The following is a 22746-nucleotide window of genomic DNA, read 5'->3' on the forward strand; positions in this document are numbered from 1 at the left end:
AACTACAACAGCATGACGCTGGGTGGCACGACGTACAACAGCACCACGCACACCGGCGGGACGAAAATCACCAACGTGGCGGACGGGTCAAATCCAAGCGACGCGGTGAACTTCTCGCAGCTGACGACGACGAATAACAACATCAACAACATCTATGCCACCGGCACGAAGTACTTCCACGCCAATTCAACCGGCACGGATTCTTCCGCGACGGGCATTGATGCAGTGGCGATCGGTATGGGTGCGGTGGCGGATGTGGCACGCAGCGTTGCGCTGGGTGACGGCGCGACCACACTCGCCGCTGTCGGCACGGCAGGCACCAAACTGCTTGGTGTTGATTACGCGTTTGCCGGCACGGCGCCGGTGGGTACGGTCAGTATTGGTGATGCAGGTTCGGAACGTACGCTGACCAATCTGGCAGCCGGACGCCTGAGCGCAGACAGCACCGACGGCGTGAACGGTTCACAGTTGTTCGCCACCAATACGGCGCTCAATACCGTGACCAGCAGTGTGACCAATCTGGATGCAGGCACGGTGAAATACGACAAATATGTCGACGGCACGGTGAACTACAACAGCATCACGCTGGGCGGCGATACCTACGACAACAGTACGCACACCGGCGGCACGAAAATCACCAACGTGGCAGACGGGTCTGACCCAAGCGACGCGGTGAACTTCTCGCAGCTGACCACCACCAACAACAACGTGACCAATCTGGGTGACCAGGTTAACAACATCTATGCCACCGGCACGAAGTACTTCCACGCCAACTCAACCGGTACGGATTCTTCCGCGACGGGCATTGATGCAGTGGCGATCGGTATGGGTGCGGTGGCGGATGTGGCACGCAGCGTTGCGCTGGGCGACGGCGCGACCACGCTGGCCGCTGTCGGCACGGCGGGCACCACTATTCGCGGTAACGATTATGCCTTCGCAGGTGCCGCACCGGTGGGTACGGTCAGCATCGGCAGCAAAGGCGCTGAACGTACGCTGACTAACGTGGCGGCGGGTCGTCTGAGTGCAGACAGCACCGACGGCGTGAACGGTTCACAACTGTTTGCCACCAATCAGGCTATCGACAGTCTGGATATCAGCTTCACCGATCTGGATAACCATGCGGTGAAATATGACACCCACGTTGACGGCACGGTGAATTACAACAGCGTCACGATGGGCGGGGATACCTACAACAGCACAACGCATACCGGCGGCACGAAAATCACCAACGTGGCAGACGGTTCTGCACCGAGTGATGCGGTTAACTTCTCTCAGCTGACGGAAACCACCAACAACATCAATAACGTTTACAGCAACGGGACCAAATACTTCCACGCAAACTCTTCCGGCGCGGATTCTGCCGCAACGGGCGCTGACGCCGTGGCAATTGGTCAGAGTGCCACCGCCAGCGCGATGAATGCTATCGCTATCGGTAACGGCGCAGACGCCTCCACGGCAAGCAGCGTGGCGCTGGGCGATGGGGCGAAAACGCAGGCTGCCGTCGGCACCAGCGGGATCACCCTTCAGGGCAAGAATTACGCCTTCGCGGGTTCTGCTCCTGTGGGTACGGTCAGCGTCGGCGGTGCCGGTGCAGAACGTACGATCACCAACGTCGCGGCGGGTCAGGTCACGGCCACCAGCACCGATGCGGTGAACGGTTCCCAGCTGTACGCCGTCGCGGATGCGGTGAACAACATCAACAGCGATATCACCAATATTGACCAGCGATCAGTCAAATATGACGTCAATACAGACGGGACCACCAACTACAACAAGATCACGCTGGGCGGCGGGCCAACCACGATCACTAATGTGGCGGCCGGTACTCAGGACAGCGATGCGGTGAACTATGCACAGCTGGAAGTGGTGTCAACTCAGGTGACGAACATCTCCAACGGCACCGACGGTATGTTCCAGGTCAACAACACCAGCAATCTGCCTAAGCCAAAACCAACCGGTAAAGATTCAACCGCCGGTGGCGCGGGTGCCGTGGCATCGGGTGATAACAGCGTGGCGCTGGGTGCTAACTCCGTCGCTTCCGCGACTAACGCTGTGGCCCTGGGTGCGAACTCAGTGGCTGACCGGGCGAACAGCGTGTCGGTGGGCTCTGCGGGTAATGAACGTCAGGTGACGAACGTTGCAGCAGGCACCAGCGGAACCGACGCCGTGAACGTTAACCAGCTGAAATCAGGCGTTGCTGATGCCAATCAGTACACCGATAACAAATTCGGTGACCTTAAAAATCTGGTTGATGGCAACAAAGACAAGCTGAGTGCCGGTATTGCGGGTGCGATGGCGATGGCGAGTCTGCCACAACCTTATGCGCCGGGCGCCAGCATGGTCAGCATGGGCGGGGGCACTTACCAGAACCAGTCAGCGGTTGCGCTGGGCGTGTCTGCTATCTCCGATAACGGTAAGTGGGTAGCCAAACTGTCCGGGACCACCAACAGTCAGGGTGATGCGGGTGCCGCCGTCGGCGTGGGTTACCAGTGGTAATCCCGGCACATTATTGATCTACAGCGTTATGCCCCCGGCATGAAGCCGGGGGAATTCCACCCATTTTGCAGTAACAGGATGATGTAAATGAACAAAAAACAAGCGGGTCTGGCAGCGGTAATGGGCGGTGTGTTGCTACTTGCCGGTTGCACACATTCGGTCAGCAACGTCGACTCACAGGGCATGACGGACAAACCGGTCTTCCCGGACATGGCATCTGCCGTGAGAACCGAAGGCAGTTTCGTCAATATCGATAACCTGAAGCAGGTTCGCAAAGGGGATACCAAAGCACAGCTGTATGAGCTGATCGGTACGCCGCACTTTTATGAAGGCACATTCCGTGTGAAAGAGTGGAACTACATATTCCACTTCACCAAAGCCGATAACAGCGTGCTGACCTGTCAGTACAAAGTGTTATTCGACAGCCATATGAAAGCGCAGAGCTTCTACTTCCTGCCGGAAAACTGTCTGTCCCTGCTGAATGCGAAAAAAGCAGTACCTGCGTTACCGGCTTCGGTCGCGCATCAGGAATTCACCGCAGAAAGCCTGTTCGCATTTGGCAGTGCTTCGCTGAGCCCGGCAGGCGTTTCTCAGGTGCAGAAGATGGCGCAAGGGCTGAAAGCCGCCGTTCCTGGCGACCGCAACGTGGTGGTCTCCGCTTATACCGACCGTATCGGTAAACCGGCAGACAACCTGCGCCTGTCTCAGGCCCGTGCAGACTCGGTCAAACAGTTGCTGGTGGCCGGAGGCATTCCTGCAAGCCATATCGTCACCCGCGGTTTAGGCGACAGTGAACCGCGCGTCCGGTGTGACGGCAGCAAATCCCCGACGGTTATCGATTGTCTGGCGCCAAACCGCCGGATGGTGGTTGACGTCGTTAACGCCCGCTAAGAGCCCATTGCCATGCGTATATCTTCCACTTTCATCAGGACCGCCCTGGGCGGTCTTATCGGTCTGATCAGTTGTCAGGCTATTTCGGCACCGGCAGACCTGAATGTGAAATCCATCAGTGTCCCGGCTTACAGCCTTATCACGGATGCTTTAATCGCTGCCACGCCGACGGTAAAAGGGCAGCGCAACGATGCGGTCATGCAACTGGTGTGTGATCTGGCGCGCGGCACCAAAAACCAGCAACAGGTCAATGACGTCCTGAAGCAAAATAACGTTGAAGTGGAAAATATACCCGCATCAGGCAGTGCGCTTTCATTGTTAGTGAATAAAAATGTCGCCATGCAAAGCACCGCCTGCGCGGCATTTATTGCCACTTCACTTTTCACCCCGGTGAATAACAGCGTCTTATTTGATGTGGTAAAAGACGGGCAAGATAAAAATAAAGAAAAGATCACACTGAATCCTGAGAAATTTGCACAGGAGATGCGTCTGAGGATGGCTATTTCGCAGGCCACCGCGCAAATGTATGCGGTGATCGCCGGTAACCTCAGCAAAGGGAATAATCTGAGCTGGGCAGACCAGCAAAATAGCGTGGTGCGTATTGTCGCAAGTTATGCCCCGCAATATTTACAGTCGGTCAGGGATATCTACCTGTCCGGCCAGCAGGTTTTTACGCCAGTCAGCATTGACGCCAAAAGTTATGACGTTACCGACAGCGTGGGTCACGAACTGAGCCAGACCCCGCAGGGCCCGGTATTAACCTATCGCGGCGTGGAATGGCTGGGCAACGGCAAGATCCTGGGCAAAGAGTATTTTGTTGATGTGCGCGTGATGAGTGATCCGGCGCAGGCAGTTAAAGTGAAAAAGCGCCGCTAATTCTGAATGAAAAGTTAACCGCATTCATTTACGGTCCGGCATTGTCGGATAACTATTTCCCAGGGATGATTAAGAGGGAACCATGTGTATTTATATTATTACGGATGATGTTTTTTTCTTCACCGGACTGAAAAGCATTATGCGCCAGCGCATCGGGGATGAATATATACACCTTCACTCGGACAATATTTTCTCATTTTTAAAGGGTAAGGTTCCGGGAAGTGAGGATGTTTTTATTATTGCCTCTGAATGCCTGTCCCTTAATCTGATGGTTTTACTGTATCTGAAAAATTTCCTGGCGAAATTATTGGTAACAGAAAATAAAACCAACCGGGCTTTATATCACTATCTGCCGTCAGCCGTGATAAAAAGCAATGCAACCGCCGTCGATATTTTAACGATGATAAACCTTGATGAAATAAAACATCGTCACAGCATGTTCGACAAAATCACTGAGCGCGAGCGGGTGATATTGCTGTATACGCTGAAAGGGATATCGGTGAGATCGATTAAAAGTGTGATGAAAATATCGATAAAGACCATTTATTCTCACCGGAAAAATGGTCTTTCTAAACTGGGCGTGAGAAGTCTCATGGATTTGCTCCCTGAGTAAATAAGGCGTTTTCTGCCGCAGGAACTGAGCGGAGTGTTTTTGATCAATGGGAAAGAAAATCCTGATCTGAGTTTGACAAAAAGACGCCGGTTCACTCATTATCATTGATACTATCAACTATCAGGGTTAATGATGTCGGCCATTCATACCATTCGCACCGAGCTCCGCTATCTGGTCAGGGAGCTCGGGCTGCTGGATAAAAACTGTTTTCGCTCGGGTCTATCCCTCACGCAGGCGCATCTGCTGACCTATCTGTCAAAGAATGGCGTGACGTCTTTTGCTGAGTTGTGCCTGCAACTGAGCATGGATAAGGCGTCGCTGAGCCGGACGCTGAGCGTGCTGGTTGGGAAAAATTACGTTGAACAGGTCTCTGGCATCAAAGACAGACGGCAGAAAAATTTTCAGCTGACGGCGGCGGGGGCGCAGAGTTTAGCGACAGCAGATGATGCCGCGGATAATGAATTTTCATTTATTGATAATCAGATGGAATTGCAGGATGCGCAGGCGGTCATTAACGGATTACGGGCGCTGAGAATGAATGCTTTCCGGCGTAATGCCGCGCGTCATCCGCAAAGAATACAAATTGAAATAATGCGCAGTAATTACCAGCCTGAAGTGACGAAACTGTTATCTGAGACCTTTGCGCAGGAACAGAATATTCCCGCAGAGCTGATTTCATTGCCTCCGCACCTGAAAAGTCAATGCTGGATAGTCCGCTCGGGGGAATATGTTCTGGGCACCGTGGCCGGCTGGCATGAAAATAATCACTGGCACTGGGGGAGATTTGCGGTAAATCCGGGTTATCGCGGCATGGGCATCGGTAAGCATCTGGCGCGGGTATCCCTCGCGGAAATGCTGGCGAAAACGGATAAAGTCCTGCTCGATGCCCGGGATTCTACGGTAAAAATCATCACGGATCTGGGCGGCGTCATTACAGGCCCGACCACAGATTTTTACGGTATGCCGATTACGTCGATGCGTCTGACAAAAGAAGATTTTGAAAAAGCGACCGCCTGACCGGTCGCGTTCCTGTTGCCTGAGCCCGCGTGGCGCGGCGGCTTTTCAGAAAGCTGAGCGCCTGCGGCTGGTTGAGGTCATTTTCCCTGAACAGAATGGTGCCCTGAATTTGCGGGTTGGATTCATTCATACCGGGCTGTTTTTTCAGCTCAGGCACACCCCCGTTAATCATCCCGTCCGGTTCGCTCTTTGAAGGGCAAAGGGCGCGTAAACTCCATTTTTTTGTAACCGCGGGGACCGGTTGCAGAGTAGCTCCTTCGTGCCGCGTGCTTAATGAACAGTATTAATTTTCTTTGTAATCAGGCATTAACGCAATTTCCCCAGACGCTTTTTTGCTATCCATTGGCCCAACATTCCTTCGGCACTCACCGTCAGTATTCCCAGCATGATCAGTAACGCACCGGCGATAAAGTTGATTTTCAGCGGTTCATGCAAAAATACCACCCCCGCAATAATGCCGAAAACCGGCGTCATAAACGAGAGGATCCCCAGACGCGACGCCTGATAACGACGCATCAGGCTGAACCACGCCAGATAGCTGCCAAACGTCACGACCACGGTCTGAAATACCATGCTGCTGACGGAAACCGGGCTGAGGCGGAAATGCGTTTGTCCGGTCACCCATGCAAGCCCGCCGAGCAGCACGAACGCACCTGCCAGCTGATAGAACAACGTCATCGTTGCGCTGCCAGACGATAATTTACTGCGGCGAACGACGAGTGTGGTCATGCCCCAGAACATGCCGGCCAGCAGGCCGAAGAAATCCCCGAGCAGCATATTGCTGGCCTGTGGCGCGGTGGCGGTATGCCCGCCAAACAAAAATGCCACAATCACGCCGATAAACGTGATACCGACGCCCGACCATTGCAGCGCGCTCAGCCGTTCTTCCGGCACCAGAAAATGCAGCCCCAGCGCGGCAAAAATCGGTGCGGTATACAGAAACACCGCCATGTGCGCCGCTGTGGTGAAGCGTAATCCTTCGGCGACAAACATAAATTCGATGGAAAACAGCAGGCCGACCAGCAAACCGGGGCGCAGGGTTTCACGGCTGAACGGGATTTTCCGCTGGCGCACCAGCATCAGAATCAGCACCGCCAGCCCGGCGATCCCCGAACGCAGCGCGACCTGCAACAACGGCGTGATATCCGCCGCCGCGCTTTTGATCGCCACCTGCTGCACGCCCCAAATCACACACAATCCTACCATCACGCTGGTAGCCATTCCGTCCAGCGGTTTACGCGCTTCCATTTCCATTCATCCGGTAAAAACTCAGGCCGACAGCTTAGCGCGAAACGAATGATTCAGATAACGCTCAGTGTGCGGTGGCACGCTTTTTCCACCGCAAACCGCTGAGCGTGACGGCCATGACGGAAAGCACGGCCAGCGCGGCGGCAGGGGCGAAAACGCTCCACCACGCGCGCTCGATATACGGCATACCTTCCGCCAGTACACGCCCCCATTCCGGCACCGGCGGCGGTGCGCCCAGCCCGAGGAATCCGAGTGACGCCAGCGCCAGCGCGATCCCCGGTAAGCGTAACATCGCGTGGCGCAGCAGCGGGCCACACAGCGCGGGCAGTACGTAAAACACCGTGCGGCGGATGGCGCCCACGCCGACGACTGGCAGCATTTTCATGTACGGGCGTGCCTGAATTTCACTGACCAGCGCAGCGGTATGCGCCGCGAGCGGTGCCCAGCTTACGGCGGTGACGGCAATCGCCGCGCCGGTGGCGGTCGGGCCATTGACGGCGGCGACAACTAATCCGGCAATCACCGGCGGCAGCGCATTGGTGACTTCAATCGGTCCGGTCATCGCGCGGGGAAATGCACCCATCAGCAGACCGGCGGCGAGACAAATCAGCGACACCGCCAGCGCCTGCAAACAGGTGTTGAGCGTGCCGTGCGCGACACGGGCGAGCAGGTCGCGTCCCATCGCATCGGCCCCGAAAGGCAGCGCCAGCGACGGCGGTTGTAAGCGCAGGTATTCCGACGTCAGCGGGTCACGTGGCAAACCGGCGAGCACCATCATCAGCAGTATTCCCAGACACAGCAGCGGGATCCACGCCCGCTGTTTTTCCGGCTGAGCCGCCTGCGCCGGAACCGGCACCGCGCCGAGTTGCAGCGCACGGCCCAGTAATAAACGGCGTCCGCCGCCTGCCAGCATTCCTGTCAACGACGCCAGCAACAGCAGGATCAGCACGCCCGTCTGCAAGGCCGGTAAATCTCCGGCAGCCGCCGCGCCCAGCGTGGCGCGCGCGAGTCCGGGAATGGCAAAAACCTTTTCCACCGCGATGGCGCCGCCGGTCAGCGAAACCAGCACCAGACCGGTTAGCGGCATAACGCCCGGCAGCGAACGGGCGATCACCGCCAGCGCTGTGTGGCGACGTGAGATGCCCAGCACGCTCCAGGTGGTCAGCCAGCTTTCGCCAAAGGTTCCGGCCAGCGCATCGGAATACAGCCTGCCCAGATAACCGCCCGCAGGCAGCCCCAGCGCCAGCGACGGCAAAACCGCGTACTGCCAGCCGAGCCAGCCGTAAGGCGGGAAGAATTGCAGCCAGACTGCGCCGGTGATCAGCAAAAGCGACGCCAGCAAAAACTCCGGCAGCGCGGTCAGCAGGGCGGCGAAAAAGCCCGCCGGGCGCGGCGTATGGCCGCGTAATCCGCGCAGTAACGTACCAGCACACAACAGCAACGCAAGCACCAGCGCCACCAGCGCCGACGACGCCATTAACGTCAGCGAAACACCGGTCGCCCGCAGCATGCCCGGCAACACCGGCAATCCTGAAACCCACGAAACGCCCGCATCGCCATGCAGCAAACCGCCGAGCCAGTGGGCCAGCGCGTGCCACGGCCCCTGATCTAGCCCGAGCGACAGCCGGATAGCGTTCAGCGTTTCGGCCGTTGCTTCCTGCTCACCGGAACGTGCGCGCAGCAATGACAACGCCGGATCCGTACCGGAAAGCCACGGCAGCAGGCCGATCAGCACCACAATGGCGGCCAGCGTCAGCAGGCGTGAAATCAGCGGCACCAGCGTGTCCGGCGGGCGCTGGCGCAACCGGCTGACGCCCGCGCAGGTCCGGCAATACATCGATTCGTTCATCAGTCGGCCTGAGAATTACGCTGTGTGGCGGCGTTGATCAGCGTGCGTTCGCGCGGGTCACGCAGCGCATCCCGGACGTCCGCCGCTTCGCCCTGGATCACGCGCTCATGCAGCATCGGAATGGCGGCGTCGGTGGCGAGGATCTGATTTTCAGCCAGCATGATTGCCTGACGGCGCGCCTCTCCGGCGGGAATGGCGGAGGCGTGTTGCAGCGCTTCATCAATTTCCGGGCGGCAAAGTTGCGCGATATTGAACGACCCTTTGCAGGAGAAATCGCTGTAGAGATACGCCACCGGATCGCCGGAATCCAGCACCGTCGCGCGGGATAAAATAAAGGCATCGAATTTACCCGCCAGCGCATCGGTTTCAATTTGCGAATATTCGCGCACCACTTGCTTGACGCTAAACCCGGCGGCGGTCAGCTGTTGCGCCAGATACACCGCCACTTCCGGCAGTTCGGCGCGGTCGCTGAAGGTCGCCAGCGTGATGGTTTCCCCGGCCGGTTTACGCGCTGCCGCCGGATGAGCGACCGGCTGGCGTAACTGCGCCACCCACGGTAACGCCGGACCAAGCAGGCCTTGCGCCACATCCGCGCGTTTTTCATAAACGTTATCCACCAGTTGCTGACGGTTGATCGCCTCGCGCACCGCCGCCCGCAACGCCGGATCCTTCATCACGCCGAGCCGCGTGTTGAGATACAGCGTGTTGGTGCGCGGCATCGGCACTTCATGGATTAAGCGTTGGTCGAGCAAAGGTGCCTGAGAAACCGGGATGGCTTCGACGATATCCGCTGTCCCGGTGCGTAATGCCGCACCACGCGCCGTGCCGTCCGGCACAAAACTGACGTCGATGCCGCTGGCTTTGGCTTTTTCGCCCCAGTAGCCGTCAAATCGCTCGAGCCTGGCACTGCTGGTGCCGTCCACCTGAACCAGTTCAAACGGGCCGGAACCGGTGTGGCGCGGGTCAATCACGCCGCTGGCGCTGTAGGCTTTTTGCGACAGAATCGCCAGCTGCGGGCTGGAGAGGCGCTGCGGCAGCAAAGGATCGGGCTGCGCCGTGGTGACAATCACCGCGTGTTCGCCGTCAGCCACGGCAGTGAGCTTAACGCCGTCGAGAATGCGTGGCTTCGGTGCTGCACCGGCGGCAACGGTCAGGGAATTTACGACCGCCGCCGCATCCAGCGCCGTGCCGTCGTGGAATTTCACATCATGGCGCAGCTCGAGACGCCAGCGATTTTCGCCGGTTTGCTGCCATTTTGTCGCCAGCGCCGGTTGGGCTTCGCCGAGCTTATCGAGCACCACCAGCGTTTCCGCCGTGCTCCAGCGCGAGAGCTTAAACGCATCGTCGCTGAGCGGCGTCAGGCCGGAACGCGGCGGTTGCAACATCGCCAGCCGCAGACGGGGATCGGTGCTGTTTTCGGTGTTTTTATCGGCTTCATTAAAGCAACCGGTCAGTAAAAGTGCAGCAGAAAGCAGCCCGGCCAGCGGGCTAATGCGTAACGCAGACATCAGAAGTTCCTTGTCAGATTGCAGGAGGAGGCAGCTGGCGGCAGATTTTCCACATTGCCAGCGCGCTTAAAAACGGAACGGCGGTCAGCGCCAGCCAGGGGATCACCGCGCCGGGCGACGGCACCAGTGCGTCATCGAGCAATCCGCCGAGCAGGAAATTTCCCGCCAGTACCGCGATGCCGCCCATCGAAGAGAGCGCCCCGTAATGCGCGCCAAGATTGTGCTGCCCGGCAAAACGCGGAATTAAATCCATGCCCACCGGCACAATCAGCATCTGCCCGATGGTCAGCAACGTGATCAGCAAGACCGATGGCAGCAGGCGCAGCCAGCCTTCCGGCGGCACCGTCCAGGCAAACATCGCCACGGCGGCGAAGGCGGAAGAAAGCAGAAGAAAACCGGCAGGCAAAATGATCTGCGCGCCCATGCGGCGGGAAAACCGCGCCAGCGGCATTTGCAGTACGATCACCAGAACCGATGCCAGCACAAACAGCGGCCCGAGATCTTGCTCGCCGCCGCCGGAGCGACGCAGTTCCACCGGCAGCGCCAGATACAGCTGGTTGTAGCTGAACAGATACGCGCTGTAAGCCACGATAAATGCCACAAAACGCGGCTGACGGAAGGTCTCCCACCAGGGCACAATTTTCAGCCCGGCGGTGCGTTTCGGCGCTGCGGGCAGGGTGAAAAACAGCACCACCAGCGCAACCATAAATAAGCCGGAACCGGCCAGCGCCACCGGCTGAAAACCGTAGCCGGAAAGCAGTGAACCGAGCAGCGGCCCGAGCACTGCGCCGAGTTCCGCACAAACGGCTGACAGCGCAAACCATTCGGCGCGGCTGCGTTTACCGGCTTTCTCGCTGTGCGTTCCTGCCTGCGCCAGCAGGGCTTCAATCGATGGCGAAAACAGCGCGCCGCCGATGCCGGTCAGGCAGGCACCGAGTATCACCGGCGTCAGCGTGTCGGAAAGCCCGAGCAAAAGGTATCCGGCGATGCGCACCACGCAGCCGCAGAGGATAACCACCCGGGCACCGAAGCGGTCGGATAACGCGCCGCCGAGCAAAAACATCCCCTGCTGCGAGAAGGTGCGCAGGCCGAGCACCAGCCCGATCGCCCAGCCGGAAAGCAGCATGTCATCGCGCAGAAACAGGGCGAGAAACGGCACCACGGCGTAAAAACCGATGTTAAAGACCAGATTGCTGCCCAGCAGCAGCGGAGGCCAGGGCGCAGACGAGCAGGTTTGAGAGCGGGTGAACATCGGGTTATCCGTTAACGATCAAAGGTAAATGAGGAACAGCCGCCAGCAGCTGGCGGGTATGCGGGTGGCGCGGAGCAAGCAGCGCGTCCTGCGTCGGGCTGTCTTCGATAATTTCGCCATCGTGCATGGTCAGCAGACGTTCGCACAGCCCGGCCACCATCGAAATATCGTGCGTCACCATCAGCAGTCCCATGCCGTTTTGCTGCGTGACCTGTTGTAAAAGCTGTTTGATTTGCTCACGCAGCGGTAAATCCAGCCCGCTGACCGGTTCATCGGCAATCAGAAATTCCGGGCGGATCGCCAGTGCGCGGGCAATCGCCACGCGCTGTGCCTGACCGCCGGACAGCGCACCCGCCGCGCGATGTATCAGCATTTCCGGCAGGCCGGCCTGCGCCATTACCTGTGTCACGCGGGTTTTTATCTCTCCCTGAAAACCCAGACGTTTCAGCGGCTCAGCGATAATCTGACCGACATTCTGACTGGGTGGCAGTGAACTGGCCGGATCCTGCGGAATGTATTGCACCCGCTGACGGTATTCCCGCAGCGAACGGGCAGAGCCGGGACGGACAGGTTTTCCGTCGCAAAACACATCGCCGCTGTGCGGCGCGTCCATCGCCAGCAAAATTCTCAGGAGCGAGGATTTGCCGCAGCCGGAAGCGCCCACCAGCCCGACGCGCTCGTGGCGGCCAATACGTAAGGATAAGTGTGAAAATAGCGGTGCTGATTCTTGTTTTTTCTGCCAGAAAAAGCCCGGAACGGCCAGTTTCCGGCTGACGTTGTGAAGATGCAAAAACGGTTCGGTGACGAGTTGCAGTGAAGGATTCATCCGATGGTCACCGCGCTTAACGTGGAGGCATTCCGGTGCAGCGCCGCGCTATGTTTTGCTGCTGCGACCAGCCGTCTGGTGTAGGCGTGTTGCGGATTATTCAGCAGTTGCGGCATCGGGGCGGATTCCACCAGACTTCCGTTTTCCATCACCAGCGCCCGTCCGCAAAGTTGCGCGGCAACGGCGATGTCATGCGTGATAAACAACAGCGCGCGCGGTTGTGGCGCATTTTCACAGGCATCACGCATCACCTGCAAAACTTGTTGCTGTGTGAGCACGTCAAGCGCGGTGGTGGGTTCATCGGCCACCAGCAACGAGGAAGACGACTGCATCGCCAGCGCGATACACAAGCGCTGCCGCTGGCCGCCGGAAAGCTCTGCCGGATACCGTGCGGTAAAGTTTGGGATTTCACCCAGCCCGACCCGTTCAAGCATTTTGGCGAGATCATCAGCGCTGGCCGCTGGCAGGGCGAGATTCAGCTGTTTGCCGAGCGTCATCAGGGGATTGAGCGCGGTGGAGGGATCCTGAAATACCGTCGCCACGCGGCTTTGCGCGCCACGCGTCACTGGATGTTTACCACAGACTTCAATGCCGTTTACGCGAATGCTGCCGCTGAGCTTTGCGCCCGCAGGCGGCGTGCCGGTGATGGTTTTCGCGGTCAGCGATTTTCCCGAGCCGGAAGCGCCGAGCAGGCAAACCCGCTCGCCCGCTCTTACCGAAAAGCATAAATCCGTGACACGCTGTTCTCCGGCAATTTCCAGCGTCAGCCCCTTAACCTCAAGAACCGGTTCGACATTTTTTGCCCTGTCAGCAGTCATTCCCTTCAACCTGTGCATCGCGGTGGTGTTTTTGATATGTGATAACATAACAAAATGTGTCAATTTGATGCAAAAGGTTTTGTGAGTTTTTTTAGATCTGTTGCCTGCGCAGGGACAGGGGATTTTTATTATCAATATTAAAACTCCTCCTGTACGCCTCGCGAAAATAACGTAAGTAATACGTAACAGAATCCCATGTTTTCCGAAAATCAAAACGTCCCCGATGAACCTCGGATATTTCCCACAGTCTGTTAGCGAGGTTATTTCTTCTGAAAGCAAAACTTTTTTGTTTTCAGGAAATTCGGTGAGTTGAAAAACGGCGTGCACGGATCACATGACAATGAAAAAATTACTCTTAGCGTCGCTGCTGTTGAGCAGCACGGCGGCTTTTGCGGCTGACGGTTTTGTCGTAAAAGACATACACGTCGAAGGTTTGCAGCGCGTGACCGTCGGTGCTGCGTTGCTGAGTATCCCCGTGAGGGTGGGAGACACGGTATCGGATGACGATATCAGCCAGACGATCCGTTCGCTGTTTGCGACCGGAAATTTTGACGATGTGAAAGTACTGGAAGAGGGCAACACGCTGATTGTTCAGGTAAAAGAAAGGCCGACGATCGCCAGCATTACTTTCTCCGGTAACAAAGCCATCAAAGACGATATGCTGAAACAAAACCTCGAGGCTTCCGGAGTTCGCGTCGGCGATGCACTGGATCGCACCACCATTTCCTCGATTGAACACGGCCTGGAAGATTTCTATTACAGCGTCGGCAAATACAGCGCCAGTGTGAAAGCGGTGGTGACGCCGCTGCCGCGTAACCGCGTGGATGTGAAGCTGGTCTTCACCGAAGGGGTATCGGCAAGAATTCAGCAAATCAATATCGTGGGCAACAAAGCCTTCACCAATGACGACCTGATCGCGCACTTCCAGCTGCGTGATGAAGTTCCGTGGTGGAACGTGATCGGCGATAAGAAATATGAAAAACAAAAGCTGTCCGGCGATCTCGAAACCCTGCGCAGTTTTTATCTCGACCGGGGTTACGCGCGTTTTAATGTGGATTCCACGCAGGTCAGCCTAACGCCGGATAAGAAAGGCATTTATATTACGGTCAATATTACCGAAGGTGCGCAATATAAAGTTTCCGGCGTCACGCTGACCGGTTCGATGGCCGGACATTCGGCTGAGGTTGAAGCGCTGACCGCTATTCCTGCGGGTGAATTATATAACGGCGCGAAAGTCACCAAAATCGAAGGAGATATTAAAAATATGCTGGGACGCTACGGATACGCTTATCCGCACGTCACCACGCAGAGCGAGATTAATGACGCCGGTAAAACCGTCAGACTGCATATTAACGTGGATACCGGAAATCGTTATTCGGTGCGCCGGATCCGTTTTGAAGGGAACGACACGTCGAAAGACGAAGTGCTGCGACGCGAAATGCGCCAGATGGAAGGCGCGTGGCTGGGTAACGATCTGGTGCAAAAAGGCAAAGACCGCCTGAACCGGACCGGCTATTTCGAGACAGTAGATGTCGATACGCAGCCGGTGCCGGGCTCTACCGATCAGGTTGACGTGGTGTACAAAGTCAAAGAGCGTAACACCGGCACATTCAACGTCGGCGTGGGTTACGGCACGGACAGCGGCATCAGCTATCAGCTCGGCGTGACGCAGGATAACTGGCTCGGCAGCGGTAACACGGTCAGTTTTAGCGGCACGCGAAACTCATACCAGACGTATGTCGAAATCTCGGCGACCAACCCGTATTACACGGTTGACGGCGTCAGTCTGGGCGGCAAAGTCTTTTACAACCACTACGACGCCGAAGATAACGATCTGGCGGCGTACAACCTGCAAAGCTACGGCACCGGCGTTAATCTTGGCCTGCCGGTCAGTGAAGACAATACGCTGAATCTTGGGCTGGATTATGTGCACAGCACGCTCAGCGACATGGAACCGCAGGTGGCAGTGTGGCGCTATCTGAACGCCAGCGGCGTGCAGCCGGGCGTGGTGACCTCCGGCAACAGCACGGCGGAACTGCGCACCAACGACTTCTTCGCCAGCGTCGGCTGGGCGTATAACGATCTCAACCGTGGCTTCTTCCCGTCATCGGGCACGCGCGCCAGCTTAAGCGCAAAGGTCACAACACCGGGCTCGGACGACAGTTATTACAAAATTACGTTTGATGCCAACCACTACATTCCGCTGAGCGACAAATCCGACTGGGTGCTGATGGGCCGCGCGAAAGCCGGTTATGCCGCCGGACTGGGCGGTAACGACGTGCCGTTCTACGATAACTTCTACGCGGGTGGCTCCAGTTCGGTGCGCGGGTTCTCGTCCAACACCATCGGCCCGAAAGCGGCGTATTACAAATGTGCGACCACGGATACGTCGTATTCAACCTGCCCGGTGGAAAAATCCAGCGACGCCGTGGGCGGAAATGCGATGGCGATCGCCAGCGCAGAACTGTACGTGCCGACGCCGTTTATCAGTGAGAAATACGCCAGTTCCGTGCGCACATCGTTCTTTGTGGATTCCGGTACGGTGTGGGATACGAAATGGCAAAATACGGCAGCGACGGAAGCCGCAGGTATTCCGGATTACAGCGATCCGACACATATTCGTGTTTCCAGCGGTATTTCATTGCAATGGCAATCGCCTTTAGGGCCGCTGGTATTCTCGTATGCGCAACCACTGGTTAAATATGAGGGTGACAGCGCAGAACAGTTCCAGTTTAATATTGGTAAAACCTGGTGATAATATTAGCGACTTACAAAGTTATTACTTTATACAGACGCAATGAGGATAGAAACTGATACTGATTCAATTATAATGTGTGCATGATGTTTATTGAGCAACCATTTATGGTAAAACATCATGCCATTATAATATTGTTGGAGTTCTTCCTTCTTTGAGGCCGTCCCTGTACGGCCTCTTTTTTTATTTAAAATATCGGGATTTTTTATTTCTACTCTGTGATTCAATCAAAAAAAATACCGCATCCCTGCGGTATTCATTTTATCTCTCTTTAAACTCTTCGCGTTATTACACCCCACCACCGAGCGACTGCCACAGCGTGATACGGTTTTCAAAATCGGTCTGCTGTAAGGCAATCAGATCTGCCTGTGCAGACCACAGCGAGCGCTGGTCGGTCAGTACGGTCAGGTAATCGCCTGCACCGGTTTCATAACTGCGGCGCGCGAGGTCATAACTGCGTTGCGACGCGGCGACGTATTGCTGCTGTGCATCCAGTTGTTCGCTGAGCGTTGCGCGACGGGCAAGGGCGTTAGCAACGTCCTTGAACGCGCTCTGAATGGATTTTTCATACGCAGCGATCAGGCCTTTTTTCTCGGCTTCGGCGTACCGCAGTTGCGCGGTATTGCTGCCGCCGGTGAACAGCGGCAGCGTCAGGCCTGGGGCGAATGACCAGACGTTAGCGCCGTGGCTGAACAGGTTCGACAGCGAACTGCTGCCGACGCCTGCGCTGGCGGTGAGGGACAGCGTCGGGAAGAAGTTTGCCCGCGCGGCGCCGATATCCGCGTTGGCGCTTTTGAGGTTATGTTCGGCTTCCTGCACGTCCGGGCGTCGCAGTAATACGGAGGATGAAACACCGGCGGGCACCAGCGCGATGGCCTCCGGCGACAGGTCTTCCAGCGTGCCCGGCAGCAGGTTTTGCGGCACAGTTTCCCCCACCAGCAGGTTCAGGGCGTTGATGTCCTGTGCAACCAGCGTCTGATAGCTGGCGACGCTGGCGCGGGCGGACTGGTACACCGCCATGGATTCGCTGACATCCGGCCCGGAAGCCACGCCTTCTTTCTGGCGCAACCGGGTGATACGCAGTGAATCCGCCGCGCTTTTTTGCGTGTCCTGCGCCAGTTTCAGGTTGCTGTTATCCGCCGCCAGTGTGACCCACGCGGTGCTGGTTTCGGCAATCAGCGTCAGACGGGTGTTCTGCGCGGTGGACTCACTGGCCAGCCAGGTTTCTTTCGCCGCCGTGCTCAGGCTGCGGTTGCGGCCAAATAAATCAATCTCAAAACTGCTCACCGCGCCGTCGGCGGTGGCGGTGCCGGAAACCCCCGCATCCTGCGTGCGGCTGCGGGTTTGCGTCAGTTCCGCATCCACCGTCGGGAACAGGCTCGCGCGCTGCTCCCCGTAAAGCGCTTTTGCCGCTTCGATATCAGCAATCGCTTCCTGCATATCGCGGTTACTGGTCAGCGCCTTTGCGACCACCGCATTGAGGCGCGAATCGGTCATGATGTGTTGCCAGCCGGTGAGCACGGTTGTGGCGGCAGGCTGCGTTCCCTGCGCAGGCCAGACGGCAGGCACCGGCGCGGCAGGGCGCTGGTAGTGCGGATCCAATGAAAGACAACCGGCCAGCAGGAACGACAACGAAATAATACTCAGACGAAACATCATGCTTACTCCTGCGCGTCTTTGTGGCCGGTGAAGACTTTTTTCACCAGAACGAAGAACAGCGGAACAAAGAAAATAGCCAGTAATGTGGCGGTCACGGTGCCGCCGATAATGCCGGTACCAATGGCGATACGGCTGTTAGCCCCCGCACCGGTGGCAACCGCCAGCGGCATGACCCCGGCGATAAAGGCCAGTGACGTCATCAGAATAGGGCGCAGGCGGGTTCGCGCCGCAGAGAGCGCCGCCGCCGTTAACGTGCTGCCCTGTTTGAGCGCCGCCTCGGCGAATTCAACGATCAGGATGGCGTTTTTCGACGAGAGCCCGATGGTGGTCAGCAACGCGACCTGGAAATAGACGTCGTTATTCAGGCCGCGAAGTTCGGCGGCAAGGGACGCCCCAAGCAGACCGAGCGGGATCACCAGAATGACGGAGAAGGGGACAGACCAGCTTTCGTACAGCGCGGCGAGGCAAAGAAACACCACCAGAATCGAGATGCCGTAGAGGCTCAGCGCCTGCCCGCTGGCCAGCTTTTCCTGCAATGACAATCCGCTCCAGGCCCAGGTGGAACCGGCCGGGAGTTTATCTGCCAGCGCTTCCATTTTTGCCATGGCCGCGCCGGAGCTGTAGCCGCCGGTGTTTTCACCCTGAATCTCATAGGAGGTTGAACCGTTGTAGCGCGCCAGACTCTCCGGGCCATACGTCCAGTGCGTGGTGGCGAACGCGGAGAACGGCGTCATGCTGGTGCCGTCGCTGCTGCGAACAAACCATTTGTTCAGATCAGCCGGTTTGGAACGGAACTGGCTGTCGCCCTGAATGTACACTTCTTTTACGCGGCCACGGTCAATGAAATCATTGACATAGGTTCCGCCCCACGCGCTGCTCAGCGTATCAGTGACGTCACTCAGCGTTAATCCCAGCGCCACGGCTTTGTTGTTGTCGATATCCACCTGAAGCTGTGGCATCTGCGGTAAATCATTGGCGCGGACCGATTGCAGCTCGGGGCTCTTCGCCGCCATTGCCAGCAGTTCTGTCCGCAGTTTCATCAGTTCTGCGCGGCTGGTGCCGCCAGCTGACATCAGCTCGAAGGTGAAACCGTTGCTTTGCCCCAGACCGTCCACCGACGGCGGTGTCATGGCAATGACTTTTGCATCGCGGATCACCGCGAGATCTTTCATGGCGCGTCCGGCGATAGACTGCGCGGTGTTGGCCGTGCCGGGGCGGTCGTCCCAGTTTTTAAGGGAGACGAAGGCCATCCCGGCGTTCTGGCCGCTGCCGCTGAAGTTAAAGCCGGTGATGGTGAAAATGACGTTAGTGTTGTCTTTTTCTTTATCCATAAACCACTGGGTGACGCGGGAGTTCACCGCTTCGGTGCGGTTCGCCGTAGCGCCCGCCGGCAGGGTGTACTGCACCATAATCTCGCCCTGATCTTCGGACGGCAGGAAGCTGGTCGGCAGTTGCCACATCAGCAAGCCCATCAGCGCCGCCATCGCACCGTAAATCAACACCATCGCGACCGGGCGACGCTGAACGTGCGTGACGCCATTCTCATAGCGATGCTCAGTGCGGGAATACAGGCGGTTGAAGCCGCCAAAGAAACCGGTGGTCGATTGCGGTTTATGGCGCAGGAAAGCGCCGCACAGCGCGGGTGTCAGGGTCAGCGCGACCACAACAGAAAGCGCCATCGCGGAGATAATCGTGACCGAGAACTGGCGGTAAATCACGCCGGTTGAGCCGCCGAAAAAGGCCATCGGCAGGAAAACGGCGGAGAGGACCAAAGCAATCGCCACCAGCGCGCCGGAGATTTCACCCATCGATTTCTCGGTGGCATCGCGGGCAGAAAGCCCTTCGTCGCGCATGATCCGCTCGACGTTTTCCACCACCACAATGGCGTCATCCACCAGCAAACCGATCGCGAGCACCATCGCAAACAGCGTCAGGGTGTTGATCGAATAGCCGAATAACGCCAGAACGCCGAACGTCCCGAGCAACACCACCGGCACCGCCAGCGCAGGAATGAGCGTGGCGCGCAGATTCTGCATAAACAAATACATCACCACGATCACCAGCAGGATGGCTTCGACCAGCGTTTTAATCACGTCCTGCACCGACACTTTAATGAATTCGGTGCTGTCTTTCGGATACGCGATGTCATAGCCCTTCGGCATGCTGCGCTGGTATTCGCTGAGGGTATTTTTCACCAGCGTGGCGGTGTCGAGCGCATTGGCACCCGGCGACAACATGACTGCCATGCCTGCGGCAGGATGGCCGTTCAGCTGAGAGGTTGCGGTGTAATCTTCACTGCCCATTTCAACGCGCGCGACGTCGCTGATGCGGACAATCGCGCCGCCGGTATTGCCTTTCACGATGATATTGCGGAACTGTTCCGGCGTTTGCAGGCGCGACTGCGCACGCACGGTGGCAGTCAGTTGCTGAGTACTTGAAGACGGCAAACCGCCGATTTTACCGGCAGAAATCTGTACGTTTTGCGCTTCAATCGCAGTCTGAACGTCTGAGGGCATCAGGTCGTAAGCCGCCAGTTTGGTCGGGTCCATCCAGATGCGCATGGCGTATTCCGCCCCGAACACCTGCAAACTGCCAACGCCGCTGACGCGCGCCAGCGGATCCTGCATGTTACTCACCAGCCAGTCGGCGATGTCCGAGCTGGTGGCTTTGTCGGTTTTGTCATACACCGCCATGATCAGCAGGAAGTTGGACTGCGATTTTGTGACGGTCACGCCTGCGGTCTGCACTTCCGTCGGCAGGCGCGATTCGGCCTGCTGCACTTTGTTCTGCACCTGAACCTGCGCGGTATCCGCGTTGGTGCCCTGTTTGAACGTCACCGTGATATCCACGGAGCCGTCAGAACTGCTGCTGGAGCTGAAATAGAGCAGATTATCCAGGCCGGTCAGCTGCTGTTCGATGACCTGCGTGACGCTGTTTTCCAGCGTTTCTGCGGATGCGCCGGAATACGTCGCCTGAATTTTAACGGAAGGCGGCGCGACGTCCGGGTACTGCGCGACCGGCAGCGTGCGGATCGCCATGACCCCGGCCATCATGATCAAAATGGAAATCACCCAGGCAAAAACCGGGCGACGTACGAAGAAGCGGGAAAACATCAGGCGGCTCCTTCTGTGCTTTGGGCTGCGGTGGCGTCGTTATTTACTTCCACCGGTTTGACGGTGTCGCCGGTTGAAACTTTGTCGCTGCCTTCCACCAGCACGCGATCGCCTGCCTGTAAGCCTTTAAGGATCAGCCAGTTTGTGCCGCTGGCGTCGCCGGTCACGACATCACGTTGCTCGACTTTGTTTTCTGCGGTGACGACCCGTGCGGTGGCATCGCCTTTTGCATCGCGGGTGATGCCCTGTTGCGGTGCGAGAATGGCGTTTTCGACCACGCCTTCATCGACGTCAGCGCGGATAAACATCCCCGGCAGCAAAACGTGTTTCGGGTTGGGGAACACGGCGCGCAGCGTCACGGAGCCGGTGGCTTCATCGACAGCCACTTCGGTCAGCTCCAGACGGCCTTTTTCGGGATACACCGAACCGTCTTCCAGCGTCAGCGTCACGTTTAAGGTGTCACTGTTGGTCGCCAGCGCGCGTTTGCGCAGGCTGAGTAGATCCGCGCTGGAACGGGTGAGATCCACATACATGGAGTCGAGATTACGGACGGTGGCCAGCGCGGTGTCCTGCGCGGCAGAGACCAGCGCGCCCGGCGTGACGGATGAAATGCCAATCCGGCCCGCAATCGGCGATGTCACGCGCGTCCAGTCGAGATTAATTTTTGCCGTTTCCAGCGCCGCCGCTTTTTCATCAACGCTGGCGCGATCTTCCGCACAGGCTGACTGCGCGTCTTCGGCGTCCTGCTGCGACACGCCCTGTTCCTTCACCAGCACGGCGTAGCGTTTGGCTTTCTGGCAATCGGAAATCACCAGCGCTTTGGCACTTTTCAGCGCAGCGGCGGCCTGATCGTAGGTGGCTTTATAGGACGACGGATCAATCTGGTATAACGCCTGACCGGCTTTGACCATGTCGCCTTCGGTGAATAAGCGTTTCTGAATAATACCGCCGACCTGCGGACGCACATCGGCGGTTAACGTGGCAGTGGTGCGCCCGGTTAATTCGCTGACCAGATTAAAAGATTGTGCTTTCAGCGTGACAACGCCGACGTCGACGGGAGAAGCAGATTGCTGAACGGTCTGCGAATTATCACAGCCGCTCAGCCCCAGGATAATGAATAATGGCAAAAATCTGGATGGCATTTTGGTGTCCGTAAATAATAAAGAAATAAAAAAGGCAAAAGGGATCCCTCGCGGCTTATTGGAATAAAGCAGCGGGGATAACGTCGGGTTTATTTAAATAAGGTCAGGAAAGTTTAAAGTTTGTTGATCTTTCGTGTCGCCTCATTGACGTATTCAATTATTTGAGCGTATTTCTCCGGTGTGACTTCTCCGTTATACGATTTAGCCCGTACCGTGATTTTTAAATTCTCTATGGCATAAATCAGTTCAGGCGCAGGCGGGGGATTGTTTTTAATCACCAGCGTTTTCATTTTTTCTTCAATAACGCGAATTTCTTTACGTTTGAGCGCCAGAAACGCCGAACCGTCAGGCGTCATGGTGAACTGCTTTTTACCGCCTTCAATGTCGGTGGCGGTGGCGAAACCCTCTTCGACAATCAGCGTTAAAATGGGGTAAATCACGCCGGGGCTGGGGATGTACGCGCCCATCGAATAGCCTTCGATGGTTTTAATGATTTCATAACCATGTGCCGGATTGATCTGAATAAGATGCAGCACAAATAACGTCAGTTCCTGACGCGTGAACAGCTTGCTTTTGCGGCGGGCGGCGGGCCCTGAGTTTGTCATCGGTTGTGCCTTCTGCCATGAACCGGAGGGTCTCAAGATATATCTTGTGCAGTTTTAGGGTCAAGATAGTTCTTGGGG

16 protein-coding genes and 1 pseudogene are annotated in these 22746 nt (G+C 57.1%); 6 read left to right on the plus strand and 11 right to left on the minus strand.

Annotated features, from left to right (window positions below; translation table 11 throughout):
- The 5 genes from M2403_RS14195 to M2403_RS14215 form a co-directional block, all read left to right on the plus strand.
- The coding region (locus M2403_RS14195) for a YadA family autotransporter adhesin (protein ID WP_259229642.1) at positions 1-2496 on the plus strand (2496 nt) is incomplete at its 5' end.
- Positions 2497-2583: 87 nt separating this feature from the next.
- Entirely contained in the window at positions 2584-3387 is an 804-nt protein-coding gene (locus M2403_RS14200) for an OmpA family protein (RefSeq protein WP_259229643.1), read from the plus strand.
- A 12-nt stretch (positions 3388-3399) separates the two neighbouring features.
- Positions 3400-4263 (plus strand): hypothetical protein, encoded by an 864-nt coding sequence (locus M2403_RS14205; RefSeq protein ID WP_152326637.1) that lies wholly within the window; start codon positions 3400-3402, stop codon positions 4261-4263.
- Between the two features lie 139 nt (positions 4264-4402).
- Positions 4403-4876, plus strand: coding sequence for a helix-turn-helix transcriptional regulator (locus M2403_RS14210; protein WP_217153025.1), 474 nt, complete (start codon positions 4403-4405; stop codon positions 4874-4876).
- Positions 4877-5008: 132 nt separating this feature from the next.
- Entirely contained in the window at positions 5009-5893 is an 885-nt protein-coding gene (locus tag M2403_RS14215) for a GNAT family N-acetyltransferase (RefSeq protein WP_259229647.1), read from the plus strand.
- Here M2403_RS14215 and M2403_RS14220 read toward each other — a convergent pair.
- From M2403_RS14220 to M2403_RS14250, 7 genes and pseudogenes are all read right to left on the minus strand, one after another.
- Positions 5844-6089, minus strand: a pseudogene (locus tag M2403_RS14220) (glycoside hydrolase family 10 protein); the annotation flags it as partial. The gene M2403_RS14215 and the pseudogene M2403_RS14220 sit on opposite strands and share 50 nt — an antisense overlap.
- A 110-nt stretch (positions 6090-6199) precedes the next feature.
- Complete coding sequence (locus M2403_RS14225) at positions 6200-7141, minus strand: DMT family transporter (protein ID WP_259229649.1); 942 nt, start codon at positions 7139-7141, stop codon at positions 6200-6202.
- Between the two features lie 64 nt (positions 7142-7205).
- Positions 7206-8990 carry an ABC transporter permease subunit gene (locus M2403_RS14230; protein WP_259229650.1) on the minus strand — a complete coding sequence of 595 codons (1785 nt, stop codon included), beginning with the start codon at positions 8988-8990 and terminating at the stop codon, positions 7206-7208.
- Positions 8990-10498 (minus strand): ABC transporter substrate-binding protein, encoded by a 1509-nt coding sequence (locus M2403_RS14235; RefSeq protein ID WP_259229651.1) that lies wholly within the window; start codon positions 10496-10498, stop codon positions 8990-8992. Before M2403_RS14235 ends, M2403_RS14230 begins: the two co-directional genes overlap by 1 nt.
- A gap of 13 nt (positions 10499-10511) precedes the next feature.
- Positions 10512-11750: an MFS transporter gene (locus M2403_RS14240; RefSeq protein WP_259229653.1), complete on the minus strand. Its 1239-nt coding sequence runs from the start codon at positions 11748-11750 to the stop codon at positions 10512-10514.
- 4 nt (positions 11751-11754) lie between these two features.
- The gene (locus tag M2403_RS14245) at positions 11755-12576 is read right to left on the minus strand and encodes an ABC transporter ATP-binding protein (protein WP_259229655.1); all 822 of its coding nucleotides are present in this window, start codon (positions 12574-12576) and stop codon (positions 11755-11757) included.
- On the minus strand, positions 12573-13394 hold the full coding sequence (locus tag M2403_RS14250) for an ATP-binding cassette domain-containing protein (RefSeq protein WP_259229657.1): 822 nt from the start codon (positions 13392-13394) through the stop codon (positions 12573-12575). Before M2403_RS14250 ends, M2403_RS14245 begins: the two co-directional genes overlap by 4 nt.
- Positions 13395-13728: 334 nt before the next feature.
- Between M2403_RS14250 and bamA the strand changes: the two genes are divergently transcribed.
- Positions 13729-16149, plus strand: coding sequence for an outer membrane protein assembly factor BamA (gene bamA / locus M2403_RS14255; protein WP_165060063.1), 2421 nt, complete (start codon positions 13729-13731; stop codon positions 16147-16149).
- Between the two features lie 288 nt (positions 16150-16437).
- Here the strand turns inward: bamA and M2403_RS14260 are convergent, their stop codons facing one another.
- The 4 genes from M2403_RS14260 to M2403_RS14275 all read right to left on the minus strand — a co-directional run bounded on the left by M2403_RS14260 (position 16438) and on the right by M2403_RS14275 (position 22668).
- Positions 16438-17805, minus strand: coding sequence for an efflux transporter outer membrane subunit (locus M2403_RS14260; RefSeq protein ID WP_259230162.1), 1368 nt, complete (start codon positions 17803-17805; stop codon positions 16438-16440).
- 5 nt (positions 17806-17810) lie between these two features.
- Positions 17811-20921: an efflux RND transporter permease subunit gene (locus M2403_RS14265; RefSeq protein ID WP_208951271.1), complete on the minus strand. Its 3111-nt coding sequence runs from the start codon at positions 20919-20921 to the stop codon at positions 17811-17813.
- On the minus strand, positions 20921-22063 hold the full coding sequence (locus M2403_RS14270; protein ID WP_152326627.1) for an efflux RND transporter periplasmic adaptor subunit: 1143 nt from the start codon (positions 22061-22063) through the stop codon (positions 20921-20923). Before M2403_RS14270 ends, M2403_RS14265 begins: the two co-directional genes overlap by 1 nt.
- Before the next feature lie 113 nt (positions 22064-22176).
- Positions 22177-22668, minus strand: a complete 492-nt coding sequence (locus M2403_RS14275) for a PadR family transcriptional regulator (protein WP_259229664.1) — start codon at positions 22666-22668, stop codon at positions 22177-22179.
- Between the last annotated feature and the right edge of the window lie 78 nt (positions 22669-22746).

It is taken from the genome of Rahnella sp. BIGb0603, from assembly GCF_024808755.1.
Taxonomy (GTDB): domain Bacteria; phylum Pseudomonadota; class Gammaproteobacteria; order Enterobacterales; family Enterobacteriaceae; genus Rahnella; species Rahnella contaminans.